Below are 15,910 nucleotides of genomic sequence, written 5' to 3' on the forward strand. Positions count from 1 at the left end.
TCCGTGAATCTACCGAAATCGGGCAGCGGGCTGGCGCGGCCGGACATCGCCGTCAACCCGACCCTCATTCTGGCGGTGCTGGCCTTCTCCAGCTTCTGCGCCTCGCTCATGCAGTCGCTGGTGATCCCCATCCAGCAGGACCTCCACATCTATTTGAACACGTCCCAGGGCAACGCCTCCTGGGTGATCACCGCCACCCTGCTCGGCGGCGCAGTGGCCATGCCGGTCGCCGGGCGGCTGGCCGACATGTACGGCAAGAAGCCCATCCTGGTCGCCTCGTCGGTGATCCTGCTGGCCGGCTCGCTGCTGTGTGCGCTGTCGTCCTCGCTCATCCCGGTGCTCATCGGCCGCGCCCTGCAGGGCGTCGCGATGGGTTACATCCCGGTGGCCATGAGCTTCGTCCGCGAGGTGGTTCCGCCCAAGATGTCGACCACCGCGGTCGCCGTCATCAGTGCCACCCTCGGCGTGGGCGGCGCACTGGGTCTGCCGCTCGCCGCCTGGATCGCCGAGTCCGGCGACTGGCATGCCCTCTTCTGGGTCGCCACCGCCCTGGCCGCGGTGATGGTCGTGACCTCGATCGTCCTGCTCCCCCACGTGCGCGACGCGATCGAGGCCAAGCTCGACTGGATCGGCGCCCTCGGACTGGCCGCCGGCCTGGTGGCCTTCCTCATCGGCATCTCCAAGGGCCACGACTGGGAGTGGACCAGCGGCAGCACCCTCGGCTGTATCTTCGGCGGTCTGGTGATCCTGCTGATCTGGGGCTGGTACCAGCTCCGCGCGAGCGACCCGCTGGTCGATCTGCGCACCACCGCCAACCGTCCGGTGCTGATGACCAACCTGGCCGCCGTGCTGATCGGCTTCGGCATGATGGCTCAGGCCATCGTGGTGCCGCAGCTGCTGCAGATGCCCAAGGAGACCGGCTACGGCATGGCGCAGAGCATGCTCGCCGCCGGCCTGTGGATGGCTCCGGGCGGTCTGATGATGATGTTCTTCGCCCCGGTGTCGGCCAAACTCATCGGCACCATCGGCGGCCGCAAGACGCTGACCATCGGCGCCCTCGTGGTGGCCGTGGGCTACGTGATGGCCGTCTTCATGATCGACGAGCCCTGGAAGATCCTGATCGCGACCTGCGTCGGCTCGGCCGGTGTGGGCATCGGCTACTCGGCCATGCCGACGCTGATCATGCAGAACGTCCCGGCCAGCGAGGCCGGTGCCGCAGTGGGCCTGAACGGCCTCATGCGGTCGATCGGCACCACCACCTCCAGCGCGGTCATGGCCGTGCTGCTCACCAGCTCGACGATTGTGGGCACCGCGATCCCGACGCTCGGCGCCTACAAGCTGTGCTTCTGGGTCGGGGCCGCCGCCGCCGTCGTCGGCGCGGTCTTCGCCTTCGCCGCCTACCCGTCGAAGAAGATCAGCCCGGCAGAGCTGCAGGAGGTGGCCGCCGGCACCGCCTAGCACCGACGCCGCCTCAACGACTATGGCCCGCAACCTCCTCGGAGGTTGCGGGCCACAGTCGTTGCCGTCGCTCAGCGGCGACGATCAGATGCCGATCAGGCGTCCGCCTTCTCGTCGGCGGCCTTGTCGCCGGCGGCCTTGTCGTCGGCGGCGTCGCGCACCGGAACCAGGCTGATCTTGCCGCGCTCGTCGATGTCGGCGATCTCCACCTGCAGCTTGTCGCCGACGTTCACCACGTCTTCGACCTTGCCGATCCGCTTGCCGTTGCCCAGCTTCGAGATGTGCACCAGGCCGTCGCGGCCCGGGAGCAGCGAGACGAAGGCGCCGAAGGCGGCCGTCTTGACGACGGTGCCCAGGAACCGCTCGCCCACCTTGGGCAGCTGCGGGTTGGCGATCGCGTTGACCTTGTCGATCGCGGCCTGCGCCGACGGACCGTCGGTGGCGCCGATGAACACGGTGCCGTCGTCCTCGATCGAGATCGACGCGCCGGTCTCCTCGGTGATGCCGTTGATCGTCTTGCCCTTGGGGCCGATCAGCTCGCCGATCTTGTCCATCGGAATCTTGATGGTGGTGATCCGCGGAGCGTACGGGCTCATCTCGTCCGGCTCGTCGATGGCCTCGGCGAGCACGTCCAGGATGGTCAGCCGGGCCTGCTTGGCCTGGCTCAGCGCACCGGCGAGCACCTTGGACGGAATGCCGTCGAGCTTGGTGTCGAGCTGAAGCGCGGTGACGATGTCTTTGGTGCCGGCCACCTTGAAGTCCATGTCGCCGAAGGCATCCTCGGCGCCGAGGATGTCGGTGAGCGCCACGTAGCGGGTCTCGGTCTTGCCGTCGATGGTGACCTCGTCGGAGACCAGGCCCATCGCGATGCCGGCGACCGGCGCCTTCAGCGGCACACCGGCGTTGAGCAGCGAGATGGTCGAGGCACAGACCGAACCCATCGAGGTGGAACCGTTGGAGCCGAGGGCCTCGGACACCTGACGGATCGCGTACGGGAACTCCTCGACGCTCGGCAGCACCGGCACCAGGGCGCGCTCGGCGAGCGCGCCGTGGCCGATCTCGCGGCGCTTGGGCGAGCCCACCCGGCCGGTCTCACCGGTCGAGTACGGCGGGAAGTTGTAGTGGTGCATGTACCGCTTGGAGGTCTCCGGGCCGAGCGAGTCGATCTGCTGGGCCATCTTGACCATGTCCAGCGTGGTGACACCCATGATCTGGGTCTCGCCGCGCTCGAACAGGGCGCTGCCGTGCGCCCGCGGGACGATGCCGATCTCCGCGGACAGCGCACGGATGTCGGTGATGCCGCGGCCGTCGATGCGGAAGTGATCGGTCAGGATGCGCTGGCGGACCAGCTTCTTGGTGAGCGAGCGGTAGGCGGCGCCCAGTTCGCCCTCGCGGCCCTCGAAGCGCTCGCCGAGCGCCTCGAGCACATCGCCCTTGAGCGCGTCGGTGGCGGCGTCGCGATCCTGCTTGGACGCGATCGCCAGCGCCTCCCCCAGCCGGTCGGTGGCGAACTCGGCGACGGCCTCGTAGGCGTCGTCCTGGTAGGCCGGGAACAGCGGGAAGTCGCGGGTCTCCTTGGCGGAGGCCGCAGCCAGCTGCTTCTGCGCCTCGCACAGCTGCGCGATGAACGGCTTGGCCGCCTCGAGCCCCTCGGCGACGACGGTCTCGCTCGGTGCGGTGGCACCGCCGGCGACCAGCTCGAGGACGTTCTCGGTGGCCTCGGCCTCGACCATCATGATGGCGACGTCACCGGTGTCGGTGACGCGGCCGGCGACGACCATGTCGAAGACGGCGCCTTCGAGCTGCTCGACGGTCGGGAACGCGACCCACTGGGAGCCGATCAGTGCGACGCGCACGCCGCCGACCGGACCGGAGAACGGCAGACCGGCGATCTGGGTGGACGCCGAGGCGGCGTTGATGGCCACCACGTCGTACAGGTCGTTCGGGTTGAGCGACAGGATGGTCTCGACCACCTGGATCTCGTTGCGCAGACCGTCGACGAAGGACGGGCGCAGCGGACGGTCGATCAGGCGGCAGGTGAGGATGGCGTCGGTGGAGGGGCGGCCCTCGCGACGGAAGAACGAGCCGGGGATCCGGCCCGCGGCGTACATGCGCTCCTCGACGTCCACGGTCAGCGGGAAGAAATCGAAGTGGTCCTTCGGGTTCTTCGACGCGGTGGTGGTCGAGAGGATCATCGTCTCCTCGTCCAGGTACGCGGTGACCGAACCCGCGGCCTGCAGCGCCAGCCGGCCGGTCTCGAACCGGATGGTGCGCTGGCCGAACGAGCCGTTGTCGATCACACAGGAGACTTCGGTGATCTCGTCACCGTCGTAGTCGTTGACATCAGTCATGGATTGGTTGAATCCCTTTCGTGTCGCCGGGCGCGGGATGCGCCGACCGGCGGGTATGCAGTGGCAGACCCGGCGCCTGTGCACCGGGTCTGGACGTCACACTGCTGGGGCGGGCCCGGAGATGCACCGCGCGTCGTGCGCGGCGAGTGAGAGGGCCATCGATCGAAGCTGCCGGAACGGAAGAAGTTCCGGCAGCCACTACCGAGGACCATCCCTGGCGTACATGTCCGGACGCGCTCATACAGCGCATCGTCCGGGGTCATCCTATCACCTGGGGTTCTTCCGGCCCGGGAAGCCGTATCACGCCCGCCGGGCCGGGCTCCGGATGCGCGAACGGCCGCCCCGGGTGTCCGGGACGGCCGTTCGGTGAACGTGTGAATCAGCGACGCAGGCCGAGACGCTCGATCAGCGAGCGGTAACGGTTGATGTCCACGTCGGCCAGGTACTTGAGCAGGCGGCGGCGACGGCCGACCAGCAGCAGCAGGCCACGACGGCTGTGGTGGTCGTGCTTGTGCTGCTTGAGGTGCTCGGTGAGGTCGGTGATGCGCTTGGTCAGCAGCGCCACCTGGGCCTCCGGCGAACCGGTGTCGGTCTCGTGCAGGCCGTACTCGGCCAGAACGGTCTTCTTCTGCTCGGCGGTCAGCGACATGGCTGTACTCCTTGTTTCAGTTCCGCGTCCATGAGTCCCGCCACCGGGCGGGCGGTGTGCCACCGCGGACTGCAGCGAACACCGAGAGAGGACTCTACCAGCCGTCGCGCCACCGGCCCGCATCGGCGGCCGGGCAGCCGGGCCCGGCACAGAGCACATCCCGATCGCGCGCTACTCCGCCGCGCCGAGAATGCTGCGGGTGCGGTCCACGTCGTCGCCGATCGCCTGCACCAGGCTGTCGAGGCTGTCGTAGCTCTCCATCCCGCGCAGCCGGCTGACGAAGTCCACCGCGACGTGCTGGCCGTACAGGTCGGTGTCCACGTCCAGGACGTAGGCCTCCACGGTGCGGTTACGGCCGGAGAAGGTGGGGTTGGTGCCCACCGACACCGAGGCCATGTAGCGCTGCCCGATGCTCATGCCGTCGGGGGCGTCGCCGCTCTTGAGAACGGTGAACCAGGCGGCGTAGACGCCGTCTCCCGGGATCGCCGAGCCCTCGGGCGGTGCCACGTTGGCGGTCGGGAAGCCCAGATCGCGGCCGCGCCGCTCCCCGTGCACCACCACCCCTTCGACCCGGTGCGGACGTCCGAGCGCCTCGGCGGCCAGTTCGACGTCGCCGGAGGCCACGCACGACCGGATGTAGGTGGACGAGAAGGTCACTGCGTGCTCACCGAACAGCGACAGGGCCGTCACCTCGAAACCGAAGCGCTCCCCCAGCTCCTGCAGCATGGCCACCGTGCCGGCGGCCTTGTGGCCGAAGGTGAAGTTGTCGCCGACGATCACCTCGGCGGCGTGCAGCTCCTCGACCAGCACGTCGTGGACGAACTCCTCGGGCGACTGCGCGGCCCGGGTCGGGGTGAAGGGGATGACGCAGAAGACGTCGATACCCATCTCCTGAGCCAGGTCGGCCCGGCGGCGCAGCGTGGACAGCTGCGGCGGCCGCGAACCGGGTCGCACCACCTCTGAGGGGTGCGGGTCGAAGGTCATCAGCACCGACGGCACACCGCGCTCGGCCGCAGCGCGCACCGCCGCGGACACCAGCTGGGCGTGCCCGCGGTGGATACCGTCGAATACTCCGATGGTGACCACGCAGCGGCCCCATCCGGGTGGAACGTCGTCGAGTCCTCGCCATCGCAACACGGGTCAAGCGTACGGCCTCAGCGCGCGACGTAGACTCAACCCATGCCCCATTCGCGACTGATCGGCGACCTCACCTCGGTCACCCAGGACTATCTGAAGGCCATCTGGATGAGCCAGGAGTGGTCGGATGCCAAGGTCACGACCAAGATGCTCGCCGAAAAGCTCGGCGTGGCGCCGTCGACGGTGTCCGAGGGAATCCGCAAACTCGCCGATCAGGGACTCGTGGAGCACGAGCCCTACGGCGGGATCTCGCTGACCGCCGAGGGCAGCGCCGCGGCGGTGGCGATGGTTCGCCGGCACCGGCTGCTCGAGACCTTCCTGGTGCGGGTGCTCGGCTATGGCTGGGACGAGGTGCACGACGACGCCGAGGTGCTCGAGCACGCCGTCTCGGATCTGCTGATGGAACGCATCGACGCCAAACTCGGTCACCCGCAACGCGATCCGCACGGCGACCCGATCCCGGCCGCTGACGGCTCCGTCCCGCGGGCGGGCTCGCAGCGGCTCGCCGACCTGGACGTGGGTGCGACCGCAGTGATCTCCCGCATCGGCGAGGACGATCCGGAGATGCTGCGCTACTTCCAGGAGATCGGCATCGACCTGGACTGTTCGGTGCGCGTGGTGGAGAAGCGGCCGTTCGCCGGCACCATCACCATCTCGGTGAACGACGGCGAGCTGATCCACCTGGGCGACATCGCCTCCCGGGCCATCTTCCTCGGTTCCTGATCGCACCGGGCCCGCGCCGGCAGCCGCTCAGCGCAGGGTGGCCGGCCGCACCACCATCACCGAGGCCGCCCGCCGGCCCTTCTCCCGGATGAGGGCGATCGCCCGGCCGTCCGGGTCGATCACCGCGTACACGTCCTTGCGCCCGATCGGTTCGAGCCAGCGCCCCTGGCTGATCGCCTCGGCCTCTTCCGCGGAGATGTCGCGGTGCGCGAAGCACAGTTTCGCTGCGGCGTCGATGTCCAGGGACACCGCCGGCTCGGCGATCACCGACTCCACGGTGCGCGCATGCTCGAGGGTGAACGGCCCCGCAGCGGTGCGGCGCAGCGCGGTCAGGTGACCTCCCACGCCCAGCCCGGCGCCGAGATCGCGTGCCAGCGAACGGATGTAGGTGCCCGACGAGCAGTCCACCTCCACGTCGAGGTCGATCAGTGACCCCGCGCGGCGGATCGCCGTGACGTCGAAGCGGTGCACCGTCACCGGTCTCGCCTTGAGTTCGAACTCCTCGCCGGTGCGCGCCAGGGCGTGCGCGCGGCGGCCGTCCACCTTGATCGCGCTCACCTTGGCCGGGACCTGCTCGATGTCGCCGGTCAGCGCCGCCACACCGGCCGCGATCTGTTCGTCGGTCACCGCCGAGGCGTCGGCGGCACTGAGCTGTTCCCCCTCCGCGTCATCGGTGGTCGTCGAGGCGCCGAGCCGGATGGTCGCGGTGTAGCTCTTGGTGGTCAGTGACAGCAGTCCGAGCAGTTTGGTGGCCCGCTCGATGCCCACCACCAGTACACCGGTGGCCATCGGATCGAGGGTTCCGGCATGTCCGACCCGTCGGGTGTTGAACGCCTTCCGGCAGGTGGACACCACATCGTGGCTGGTCATTCCGGCGGTCTTGTCGACGACCAGCAGCCCGGCGTTCTCGATGGAGGAATCGGCCATGGGCACCATAGTGCCGGACGCACCGCGCCGCCCCGGCACTCAGGGGGCGGGCGGGAACCAGTCCAGGGCGCGCAGCAGACCGTCTTCGATGTACGGGGTCATCGACAGCATGAAGGTCTTGGTGAAGTGGTGCGCGTCCCGGTAGACGAGCACATTGCCCACCACCACCGGGCAGTCGGTACGGGTGCAGTGCAGGTCGGTGAAGTCGAGCAGACTGACCCCGGGCAGTCCGCCGAGCACCGGCACCGCCGGATCGGTCGCGGCCAGGCCCACCGAGCGGGGCACCCCGCAGGCGATCGGGTCCGCACGCACCGCCATGCAGTCGAACGGCTGCCGGGTCTTCCACTGCGCGTCCATCAGCCACGGCAGGTCCCGGATCCCGACCGCCGGGATACCGGCCTCGGAGAAGGCGCGGAAGGCCTCCGCGTACCAGGGCGGGGTCGTATCGCCGGCACCGTAGACGCCGACCGGACGAGTGGAGTTGGTGACGACGGCATCGGGGCGGGTGGTCAGCACGTGGTCCATCGCCGCAGCCTGCCAGCGGCGGCAGTGATCGCTCTCCGACGACTGCGCGGCCGACGGTCCGGCCGCCATCTGGCAGCCGGCCATGATCACGGCCTCGACGGTCAAGTCCTGACGCACGCCGATCGCGTCGAGCGCCGGCAGATAGTGCTCGGCGTGGGAGCCGCCGATCAGCATCAGCACCCGGCGCCCCGGCTCCCGCGGGGCGCCGTAGTCGCAGCTGATCAGATCGGCGTTGGTCAGTCCGTCGTTGAAGCAGCCCTGCAGTCCGGTCTGCGGCAGGTCGGCACGGGAGGCCTCCACCCGGGGAATGAACGGGATGCCGGCCGGTTCCACCGTGCCCGAGCCGAGGCTCGCCGCCCCCGGATGCTGGGTCCAGTCGACCTGATCGGCGGCGGTGAGCGGCACCGGCGCCGCCCACGCCTGCACCGCCACCACCAGCGCGGCGATCGTGCCGGCCAGGATCGCGGGAGTGCGGATGCGGCGGGTGCGCCGCGGGGCCTCCGGGGCCAGCAGCCGGTGGCTGATCACGGCCAGGACCAGCGAGACCGCGATGATCGCCAGCCCGTCGGCCGGGCCGACGCCGTCGATCGGGGTGGCGTGAAAGGTCCGGTACACCAGGTAGGTCATCAGCACCGGCCAGTGCCACAGGTACAGGTGGTAGGCGATGGTGCCCAGGTAGACCACCGGTGCGGTGCTCAGCACGGCGCTCACCGCGCTGCTGCCGCCGGTGCCGGCGATGAAGACCAGGATCGTCCCGCCCAGCGGGAGCAGGGCCGCGGGTCCGGGGAACTGCGTGGCGCCGTCGACGACCAGCCCGGTGATCACCAGCATGGTCAGACCGGCCGCCCCGGCCGGCTGCCGCAGGACGGCCGGCACGGTCCGTCCGGCGAGCGCGAAGCCGAGCAGTCCGCCCAGCGCGATCTCCCAGAATCGGGAGAAGGTGCTGTAGTAGTTGAGCGTCTGGTCGGCCGGCCCGACCAGCGTCGCGTAGCCGAAGGAGACCAGGCCGCCGGCGAGGACCGCGGCGATCAGCGTCCGCCGGATCGGCTCCGGCCCGAGCCGCGTCCAGCGGCGCCCGAGGGCGCGCAGACCCACTCCGGCCAGGGTGATCCCGACGATCAGCACGGCGAAGACCTGCGCCTGCACGGCCAGCGACCACAGATGCTGGAACGGCGACGGCAGGCTGGTCGCGTCGGCGTAGGTGTGGCCGTGCAGGCCGAGGGTCCAGTTGACCGCCCACAGGTCCGACCAGAGCGCGTCGATCAGGATCTCCGCGTGCCGTGACGACGGATAGACGTACCAGGTGGCCGCCACGGTGGCGGCGACCACCGCGGCCATCGGGATCCACAGCCGGGTCAGCACCCGCCACAGCCGCGGCAGTGGATTGTCCACCGGCCGCAACGAGATCTGTGCCCGGATCAGCGACGGGATCAGGAAGAAGCCCGAGATGAACAGGAAGGCGTCCACGCCGCCGGAGACGGTGCCGACCCAGATGTGGAAGACCACAACCAGCAGGACAGCGACCCCGCGCAGACCTTCGACGTCGGGCCGGCGCTGCGCGGACCGGGTGGCCGGGGCAGCGCTCAGCGAGGCGGGTGCAGCACGAGACGGCATGGGTTCAGCGCACCGCGATCGCTGTGAGGATGAGCCCGCGGGCGATGAGCCAGCGCCCGGACAGCTCGCGCAGCGGTGCACCGCCGTCGGCGGCGGCCGGATCGATCAGAATGGTCGAGGTGAAGGTGCCGGCCGCGGTCGCGGGAGCGCCGTCCGACGGTGGCCGGGCGGTGCCGGCCGCTTCGGGCGCCCGGGTGAACTCGATGCGCGCATCCTCGAAGCCCAGCCAGCGGCCGGTGATCGGGAACCAGGCCTTGTAGGTGGCCTCCTTGGCGCAGAACAGCAGCCGGTCCCAGTGCAGACCGGCCTGCTCGGGGTCGGCCGCCCGCTGCGCGAGGACCTCGCGTTCCTCGGGCAGGCTGGTGTGGCCGAGCACCCCGTCGGGCAGTCCGTCGTGCGGTTCGGCGTCGATGCCCAGCGAGCGCACGGTCATCGAATACCCCGCCACGGCGGCGCGGTACCCGTCGCAGTGGGTGAGGCTGCCGACGGTGCCCGACGGCCACAGCGGCATCCCGCGCTCGCCGCGGAGGATGGGCGCGGGCGCCACCCCGAGATCGCCGAGCGCGGTGCGCGCACAGTGCCGCGCGGTGGTGAACTCGCGGCGCCTTTTCGGGACCGCCTGCGCGATCAGCGATTCCTCGGGCGGCAGCAGAGCGGCGTCGGGCAGATCACCGAAGGCTTCGGCGGCGGACACCCCGCCGGGCAGGAGCAGTTCGATCACGGCAGGCCCTCCCCCGGCGGACGGTGCTGTTCATCGGCGCGGCGTTCGGCGCGGCGGGCCTGGAGCTTCTCGACGCGCTCGCGGAATTCGGCGGCCTTCTCGGCGTAGTCGGGCGGCAGCTCGAAGCGGACCCCGTGTTCGGGGAGGTCCTCCGGCCGCAGCCCGTCGTCGGGGGCGATCCTGCGCAGCAGCGGTTCGGGCAGGCCGCGGCGCTTCCACTCGCGCGGATAGCCGACCGAGACCTCCTCGAAGCGCACCTCGTCGTACCAGGTGGTGCGTGGGATGTGCAGGTGCCCGTAGACGCAGGCCGCGGCGTTGAACCGGGTGTGCCAGTCGTCGGTCAGCTCGCTGCCGCACCAGAGCGCGAACTCCGGGTACATGAGCGCATCGCAGGGTTCGCGGCGCAGCGGCCAGTGGTTGATCAGGATGGTCTGCTCGGACGGGTCGAGCGCTTCGAGTCGGGCGCGGGTGGCCTCGATCCGGGCGCGGCCCCACGCGTCGCGCGTCGGATAGGGCTCCGGGGAGAGCAGGAATTCGTCGGTGGCCACCACATTGCGCTCACGGGCCACTGCGAGCGCCTGCAGCGCCGTCGAAGTGCCGGGCGGCCGGAAGGTGTAGTCGTAGAGCAGGAACATCGGGACCACCCGCACCGGCGCCGTGCCGTCGCCGGCGTCGAAGAGCCGGTACCGGTCCTCGGGGGTCACCACGCCGATGTCCCGGCAGGCCTGCACCAGGTAGTCGTAGCGGGCCACCCCGAAGACCTGCAGCGGGTCCTTGGCGGTGGTGTAGAGCTCGTGGTTGCCGGGCACCCAGACGACGGTGTCGAAGCGCGCCTTGAGCCGGCGCAGCACGTCGATGATGTCGTCGGTGCGTTCGGAGACGTCGCCGGCCACGATCAGCCAGTCGCCCTCCTCGGCGGGCCGGATCTGATCGAGGATGCCTTCATTCCCCCGGTGTGCGACGTGAAGGTCGCTGATCGCCCAGAGAGTAGCCACGAGGTTCCATGCTGCCAGATCCGCCGGCGGCGGCGGTCAGCCCCGGTACTCCCGATACATCGGGGCGTCCGGCAGCATCGAGCCGCGGGCGGTCAGCTTTCCGTCGGGATCGTCGACGTAGGTTCCCTTGCAGGTCCCGCCCAGCGAGGTCGCGATCAGCTTCCAGGCGTTGCGGTCGAACGGCTCATAGGTGTGCTGGAAGTCCGTCGGCACACCGGCCACCTCGGGCATCGGGGTGACCCGGCACTGTCCGCCGTCGAGGTGCCCGTCGGCGTACTCACGCGCATTGCGCAGGCCGAAGTACTTGGTCGTGCCGGGTGTGTCGTCACCGGCGTTGAGCTTGCGCAGGAACGGGGTGCCCGGGCAGTTCTCCCGGGCGATGTCCGCGGTGCACGAGGCGGGCGAGCCGTACTGGGCGGTGCCCATCGCGATGTAGGTGTCCACCAGCCGGTGGCCGTCGCCGAGCTTGAGGTAGGTGCGCGAGGTGATGCCGCTGATGCTGTGCGCGACCAGAGCGATCTTGTCGTTCGGGTGCTGCTTGTGCAGCTTCTCCACGGTCGCCCCGATCGTCGCGGCATCCCGCTCGATGTCCTCACCCTTGAGGTCGAGGAGCTGGCTCGGATAGCCCTGCGCGGTCAGGTAGTCCACCAGCTGGCCGTAGGCCGGTGCCAGCGAGACGCCGCCGAGCGCCTGCCCGGGCATGACGATCACCCGGGTGGTCGCCGGCGCCGCCTCGGCGGCGGCCGGTGCCAGCAGGGTGCCGCCGACAGCGGCAGCGCCGACGGCGATCGATACGAGTGTGCGTGTGATGAAGGATGTCCCGACCATGCAGGTCAGGCTAGCCTCGGCTGACCTGCGAGGTCTACCCGGCCCTTCGGCGAGTGCCGGGATTCACAGCGCGAACGAGTAGATGAGCACCACCACCGAGATCGCCAGCATGCCCAGGCAGTTCACGCGGAAGGTGATCCCGGTGAAGCCCGCCCGCACATGCGCGACGGAGGCCGCGAGGAAGTAGGCGATCACCCCGGCGGTGGTGGTGACGCCGACCCCCGGTTGCCAGATGCCGACGATCAGGCCGGCCACTGCGAGCAGTTTGACGTACACCAGGACCCAGCCCCAGTCGTCGATCGGGAAGCCGACGCCGGTCAGGCACTCCCGGATCAGGGCCGGTGGCCGGATCGACGCCAGCGCATCGCCGCCGAGGATCACGGCGAGCACGATCACCGGCCAGACGGGATCGGGAGTCTGGAACATGTCAGTCCTTCCGGAGCAGGGTGGTGGTGATCTCGGCCAGCTGTGGCCGCACCTGTGCGAGGTCGCCGCCGACGGCGGCGGCGGACAGGAGCAGACCGAGGTAGCCGAAGTAGAGGGCGCGGGCACCGGCCGCCGGATCCGGCGCACCGGCCTGCGCGAGAACCTGCTCGAATTCGCCGAGCAGGGTGCGCGCGAGGTCGCCGAAGATCTCCGAGTCGACGGTCCCGCGGGCGAGGACCGCTGCGTAGTCGCGGGCCAGTGCCTGATCGTCGGCGAAGAGTTCGACGAAAGGCGCAACGAGCTCGGAGATCCGTTGTGGTGCAGGTTGATCCGGATCGCTCGGTCGATCCGCACGGGAGCGATGCACTGCGGCGATGCGCCGATCGTAGACCGCGGCCAGCAGGGTTTCCTTGTCCCCGACCGCCATCACCCGGCCCACGCTCACCCCGGCCTGTGCGGCGATGGCGCGGATCGTCGCCGCGCGGTAGCCGTCGGCGGCGAAGCGCACGGCCGCAGCCTCGAGGATGCGTCCGTCGGTCTGCTCGCGGCGCTCCTCGCGCAGTGACTGAACCTGTTCAGTGAACATGTTCAGCAGGATAGGGCTCCGACTGCCGCCGGCACAAGGCCCGGGTCCGCGCGAAGCGCGGTTCCCGGGACCGCACCGCGCGTAGCGTGGGTCTATGGACTCCCAGTATGTGATCATCGGCGGCGGTCTGGCGGGCGGCAAAGCCGCCGAGGCGCTTCGCGAACACGGCTTCGACGGGACCATCATCCTGCTCTGCGCCGAAGCCCATCTCCCCTACGAGCGCCCTCCGCTGTCCAAGGACCTGCTCGCCGGCCGCGCCGACCGCGCCTCGGTGTTCGTGCACGACGCCGACTGGTACGTCCGCCACCGTATCGACGTGCGCACCGGCGTCCGGGCCACCCGCATCGACCGCGGCGACCGGCTGGTCGGGCTCGACGACGGCGGTGCCGTGCACTACGACAAACTGCTGCTGGCCACCGGCAGTGCGCCGCGACGCTTCCCCGGCGACCCGGACGTGCGCTACCTGCGCACTCTCGACGATGCGCAGGCGCTGCGCGCGGGCCTCGGCGACGGCCGCTCCCTCCTGATCGTCGGGGCCGGCTGGATCGGTCTCGAGGCGGCAGCGACCGCGCGGCAGGCGGGCACCGCGGTGACCGTCGTCGAACCCGCAGAACTGCCGCTTCGCACCGTGCTCGGCGAACGGCTCGGCCGGCTGCTCGCCGACCTGCACCGCGGCGAAGGCGTGGACCTGCGGCTGGGCGTGAGCGTCGACGACGTCACCGCCACCGGCGTCACCACCGCCGGCGGCGAGGAACTGACCGCCGACACCGTGCTGGTCGGGATCGGCGCCGTCCCCCAGGTGGGGCTGGCCGAAGAAGCCGGCCTGGCGGTGGGCGACGGGGTCGAGGTGGACGCCGGACTGCGCACCGACGACCCGGACATCTTCGCGGTCGGCGACATCGCCGATCACGATCACCCGCTGTTCGGGCGACTGCGGGTCGAGCACTGGGCCACCGCCCTCAATCAGCCGGCTGTGGCCGCCGCCAACATGCTGGGCGGGGACCTGGTCTACGACAAGCTCCCGTACTTCTACACCGACCAGTTCGGCTTCTCCATGGAATACCGGGGGCACGCCTCCGGCGACGACACCGTCGTGCTCCGCGGCGACACCGACTCGCTCGAGTTCCTCGCCTTCTGGCTCGATGCCGACCAGCGGGTGCTCGCCGGCATGAACGTCAACCGGTGGGACGACGGCGAGTCGATCGCCGATCTGGTCCGGGCCCGCGCGCAGGTCGACCCGGACCGGCTCGCCGACCCGCGCGTCGCACTCACCGATCTGTGACCGGCGAGCGCGCTACGGTGAGGAGATGACGAGCCAGTCCAGTCCCCTGCCGGACGGTCCGGCGGTGCCCCCGCCCACCGTCGTCCTCGATCCGCCGCCGGAGCTGCGCGCCAATCCCGACCGCGATCGGTACGAGTTGTGGTCCGGCGACGAGCTGGTCGGCGTCGAAGGCTACGAGCGGACCGCGGACGGCAACCTGATCCTGCTGCACACGGTGGTCACCGAGAAGTTCGGGCGAGCCGGTTTCGCCCGGCTGCTGGTGGCCTCGGTGCTCGACGACGTGGCGGCCCAGGGTCGCACGATCACCCCGGTCTGCACCTATGTGCAGCGTTTCCTCGAACGCTTCCCCCAGTATCAGGTGCTGGTCGAGTCCTGAACGCGCCGCTGCTCAGCGCAGCCAGCGACCGGAGCGCACCCGGAACGTCACCGCGACCGTCCGGGTGAGCATGAACAGCAGCAGACCCGCCCAGATCCCGGTCAGCCCCCAGTCGAAGATCAGCGAGAGCCAGATCATCGGCAGGAATGCGAGCAGGGCTCCGGCCAGGGTGGCGGTCCGCAGGAAGGCCGCATCGCCGGCGCCGAGGAGCACCCCGTCGAGAGCGAAGACCACCCCGGCCACCGGCAGCATGCCCACCAGGAACCACCACGGAATGCGTGCCGCGTCCAGGATCGCCGGGTCCGAGGTGAAGATCCGCGGCACCAGTCCGGCACCGGCGGCCAGCGCCAGCGCCAGCACCGCCGCGGCCAGCACCGAGACCGCGGTCGCCCGCCGCGCATTGGCCTTCGCGACCCCGAACACGCGGGCGCCGAGCGCTGCACCGACCACCTGCTGTGCCGCGATCGCCAGCGAATCGAGCAGCAGCGACAGAAACTCCCAGATCTGCAGCACCAGCTGGTGGGCGGCCACCTGCGCCACCCCGAACCGGCCCGCCACCGCGGCCGCCGAGACGAAGCACACCTGGAAGCCGAGGCTGCGCAGAATCAGATCCCGCGCCATGGTCAGCTGAGCGCGGATCACCGCGGGATCGGGCGCCCACACCGGTCGACGGCCCGACGGCCCCGGCCTCCGCCGCACATCGACGAGCAGCCGCCGCAGAAACAGCAGCCCGGTGAGACCCTGGCCGGCGAGATTCGCCACCGCGCTGCCGTGCAGCCCCAGATCCGGCGCCCCGGCCAGGCCGTGCACCAGCAGCACGCACAGCACCGCCGAGACCAGCAGTCCGGCCACCACGTAGACCACCGGCCGCCGGGTCTCCTGCACACCGCGCATCCAGCCGTTGCCGGCCATCGACAACAGGATCAGCGGCACCCCGAAGACGGCGATGCGCAGCCAGCCCGCGGCCTCGGCGGCCACCGCGGTATCCGGAACCAGCGCACGCATCACGGACCCGGCCAGCAGCCAGCCGGCGACCACGATCACCAGTCCCGCACCGATCGCGATCCAGCTGGCCTGCAGGCCCTCCCGGACCGCACCGGCGCGATCGCCCGCACCGAAGGCGCGGGCCGAACGGGCGGTGGTGCCGTAGGCCAGAAAGGTGAGCTGGGTGCTCACCATCGACAGCACCAGCGTGCCGACGGCCAGCGCGGCGAGCTGCTCGCCGCCCAGCCGCCCGACCACCGCCAGATCGAGCATCAGATACAGCGGCGGAGCGACCAGCACGAGCAGCGCCGAGCCGGCCAGTGTCAGG

Annotated in this window: 15 protein-coding genes; 4 read left to right on the top strand and 11 right to left on the bottom strand. The window is 70.4% G+C overall.

Translation table 11 applies throughout. The features are described from left to right. Positions 1-3 precede the first annotated feature (3 nt). Entirely contained in the window at positions 4-1,458 is a 1,455-nt protein-coding gene (locus ACJMNC_RS01640) for an MFS transporter (protein WP_408946206.1), read from the top strand. A gap of 95 nt (positions 1,459-1,553) precedes the next feature. Here the strand turns inward: ACJMNC_RS01640 and ACJMNC_RS01645 are convergent, their stop codons facing one another. From ACJMNC_RS01645 to ACJMNC_RS01655, 3 genes are all read right to left on the bottom strand, one after another. Further along, a complete protein-coding gene (locus ACJMNC_RS01645) occupies positions 1,554-3,809 on the bottom strand; it encodes a polyribonucleotide nucleotidyltransferase (RefSeq protein ID WP_408946207.1) in 2,256 nt (751 codons plus the stop codon). A 379-nt stretch (positions 3,810-4,188) separates the two neighbouring features. After that, positions 4,189-4,458 (bottom strand): 30S ribosomal protein S15, encoded by a 270-nt coding sequence (gene rpsO, locus ACJMNC_RS01650; RefSeq protein WP_408946208.1) that lies wholly within the window; start codon positions 4,456-4,458, stop codon positions 4,189-4,191. A gap of 171 nt (positions 4,459-4,629) precedes the next feature. After that, positions 4,630-5,595, bottom strand: a complete 966-nt coding sequence (locus tag ACJMNC_RS01655; protein ID WP_408946209.1) for a bifunctional riboflavin kinase/FAD synthetase — start codon at positions 5,593-5,595, stop codon at positions 4,630-4,632. A 42-nt stretch (positions 5,596-5,637) separates the two neighbouring features. Here ACJMNC_RS01655 and ACJMNC_RS01660 point away from each other — a divergent pair, with 42 nt between their 5' ends. Further along, on the top strand, positions 5,638-6,318 hold the full coding sequence (locus ACJMNC_RS01660; RefSeq protein WP_408946210.1) for a metal-dependent transcriptional regulator: 681 nt from the start codon (positions 5,638-5,640) through the stop codon (positions 6,316-6,318). Positions 6,319-6,345: 27 nt separating this feature from the next. On the opposite strand, the gene truB is transcribed toward ACJMNC_RS01660, so the two are convergent. The 7 genes from truB to ACJMNC_RS01695 form a co-directional block, all read right to left on the bottom strand. Further along, on the bottom strand, positions 6,346-7,245 hold the full coding sequence (gene truB, locus ACJMNC_RS01665) for a tRNA pseudouridine(55) synthase TruB (RefSeq protein WP_408946211.1): 900 nt from the start codon (positions 7,243-7,245) through the stop codon (positions 6,346-6,348). A gap of 39 nt (positions 7,246-7,284) precedes the next feature. After that, a complete protein-coding gene (locus ACJMNC_RS01670) occupies positions 7,285-9,384 on the bottom strand; it encodes an acyltransferase family protein (protein WP_408946212.1) in 2,100 nt (699 codons plus the stop codon). Between the two features lie 4 nt (positions 9,385-9,388). Further along, positions 9,389-10,105 (bottom strand): 4'-phosphopantetheinyl transferase, encoded by a 717-nt coding sequence (locus ACJMNC_RS01675; RefSeq protein WP_408946213.1) that lies wholly within the window; start codon positions 10,103-10,105, stop codon positions 9,389-9,391. After that, positions 10,102-11,100 carry a metallophosphoesterase family protein gene (locus ACJMNC_RS01680; RefSeq protein ID WP_408946214.1) on the bottom strand — a complete coding sequence of 333 codons (999 nt, stop codon included), beginning with the start codon at positions 11,098-11,100 and terminating at the stop codon, positions 10,102-10,104. Before ACJMNC_RS01680 ends, ACJMNC_RS01675 begins: the two co-directional genes overlap by 4 nt. Positions 11,101-11,136: 36 nt before the next feature. After that, a complete protein-coding gene (locus tag ACJMNC_RS01685; RefSeq protein ID WP_408946215.1) occupies positions 11,137-11,928 on the bottom strand; it encodes an esterase/lipase family protein in 792 nt (263 codons plus the stop codon). 63 nt (positions 11,929-11,991) lie between these two features. Continuing rightward, positions 11,992-12,354 carry a DoxX family protein gene (locus ACJMNC_RS01690; protein WP_408946216.1) on the bottom strand — a complete coding sequence of 121 codons (363 nt, stop codon included), beginning with the start codon at positions 12,352-12,354 and terminating at the stop codon, positions 11,992-11,994. A 1-nt stretch (position 12,355) separates the two neighbouring features. Then, entirely contained in the window at positions 12,356-12,940 is a 585-nt protein-coding gene (locus ACJMNC_RS01695; RefSeq protein ID WP_408946217.1) for a TetR family transcriptional regulator, read from the bottom strand. Between the two features lie 94 nt (positions 12,941-13,034). Between ACJMNC_RS01695 and ACJMNC_RS01700 the strand changes: the two genes are divergently transcribed. Then, positions 13,035-14,222, top strand: coding sequence for an NAD(P)/FAD-dependent oxidoreductase (locus tag ACJMNC_RS01700; protein ID WP_408946218.1), 1,188 nt, complete (start codon positions 13,035-13,037; stop codon positions 14,220-14,222). Positions 14,223-14,247: 25 nt separating this feature from the next. Then, positions 14,248-14,598: a GNAT family N-acetyltransferase gene (locus ACJMNC_RS01705; protein WP_408946219.1), complete on the top strand. Its 351-nt coding sequence runs from the start codon at positions 14,248-14,250 to the stop codon at positions 14,596-14,598. Positions 14,599-14,610: 12 nt separating this feature from the next. On the opposite strand, the gene ACJMNC_RS01710 is transcribed toward ACJMNC_RS01705, so the two are convergent. Beyond that, positions 14,611-15,855 carry an MATE family efflux transporter gene (locus tag ACJMNC_RS01710; protein ID WP_408946458.1) on the bottom strand — a complete coding sequence of 415 codons (1,245 nt, stop codon included), beginning with the start codon at positions 15,853-15,855 and terminating at the stop codon, positions 14,611-14,613. Between the last annotated feature and the right edge of the window lie 55 nt (positions 15,856-15,910).

Origin of the sequence: Gordonia sp. VNK21, assembly GCF_046098115.1 — a bacterium.
GTDB lineage: Bacteria > Actinomycetota > Actinomycetes > Mycobacteriales > Mycobacteriaceae > Gordonia.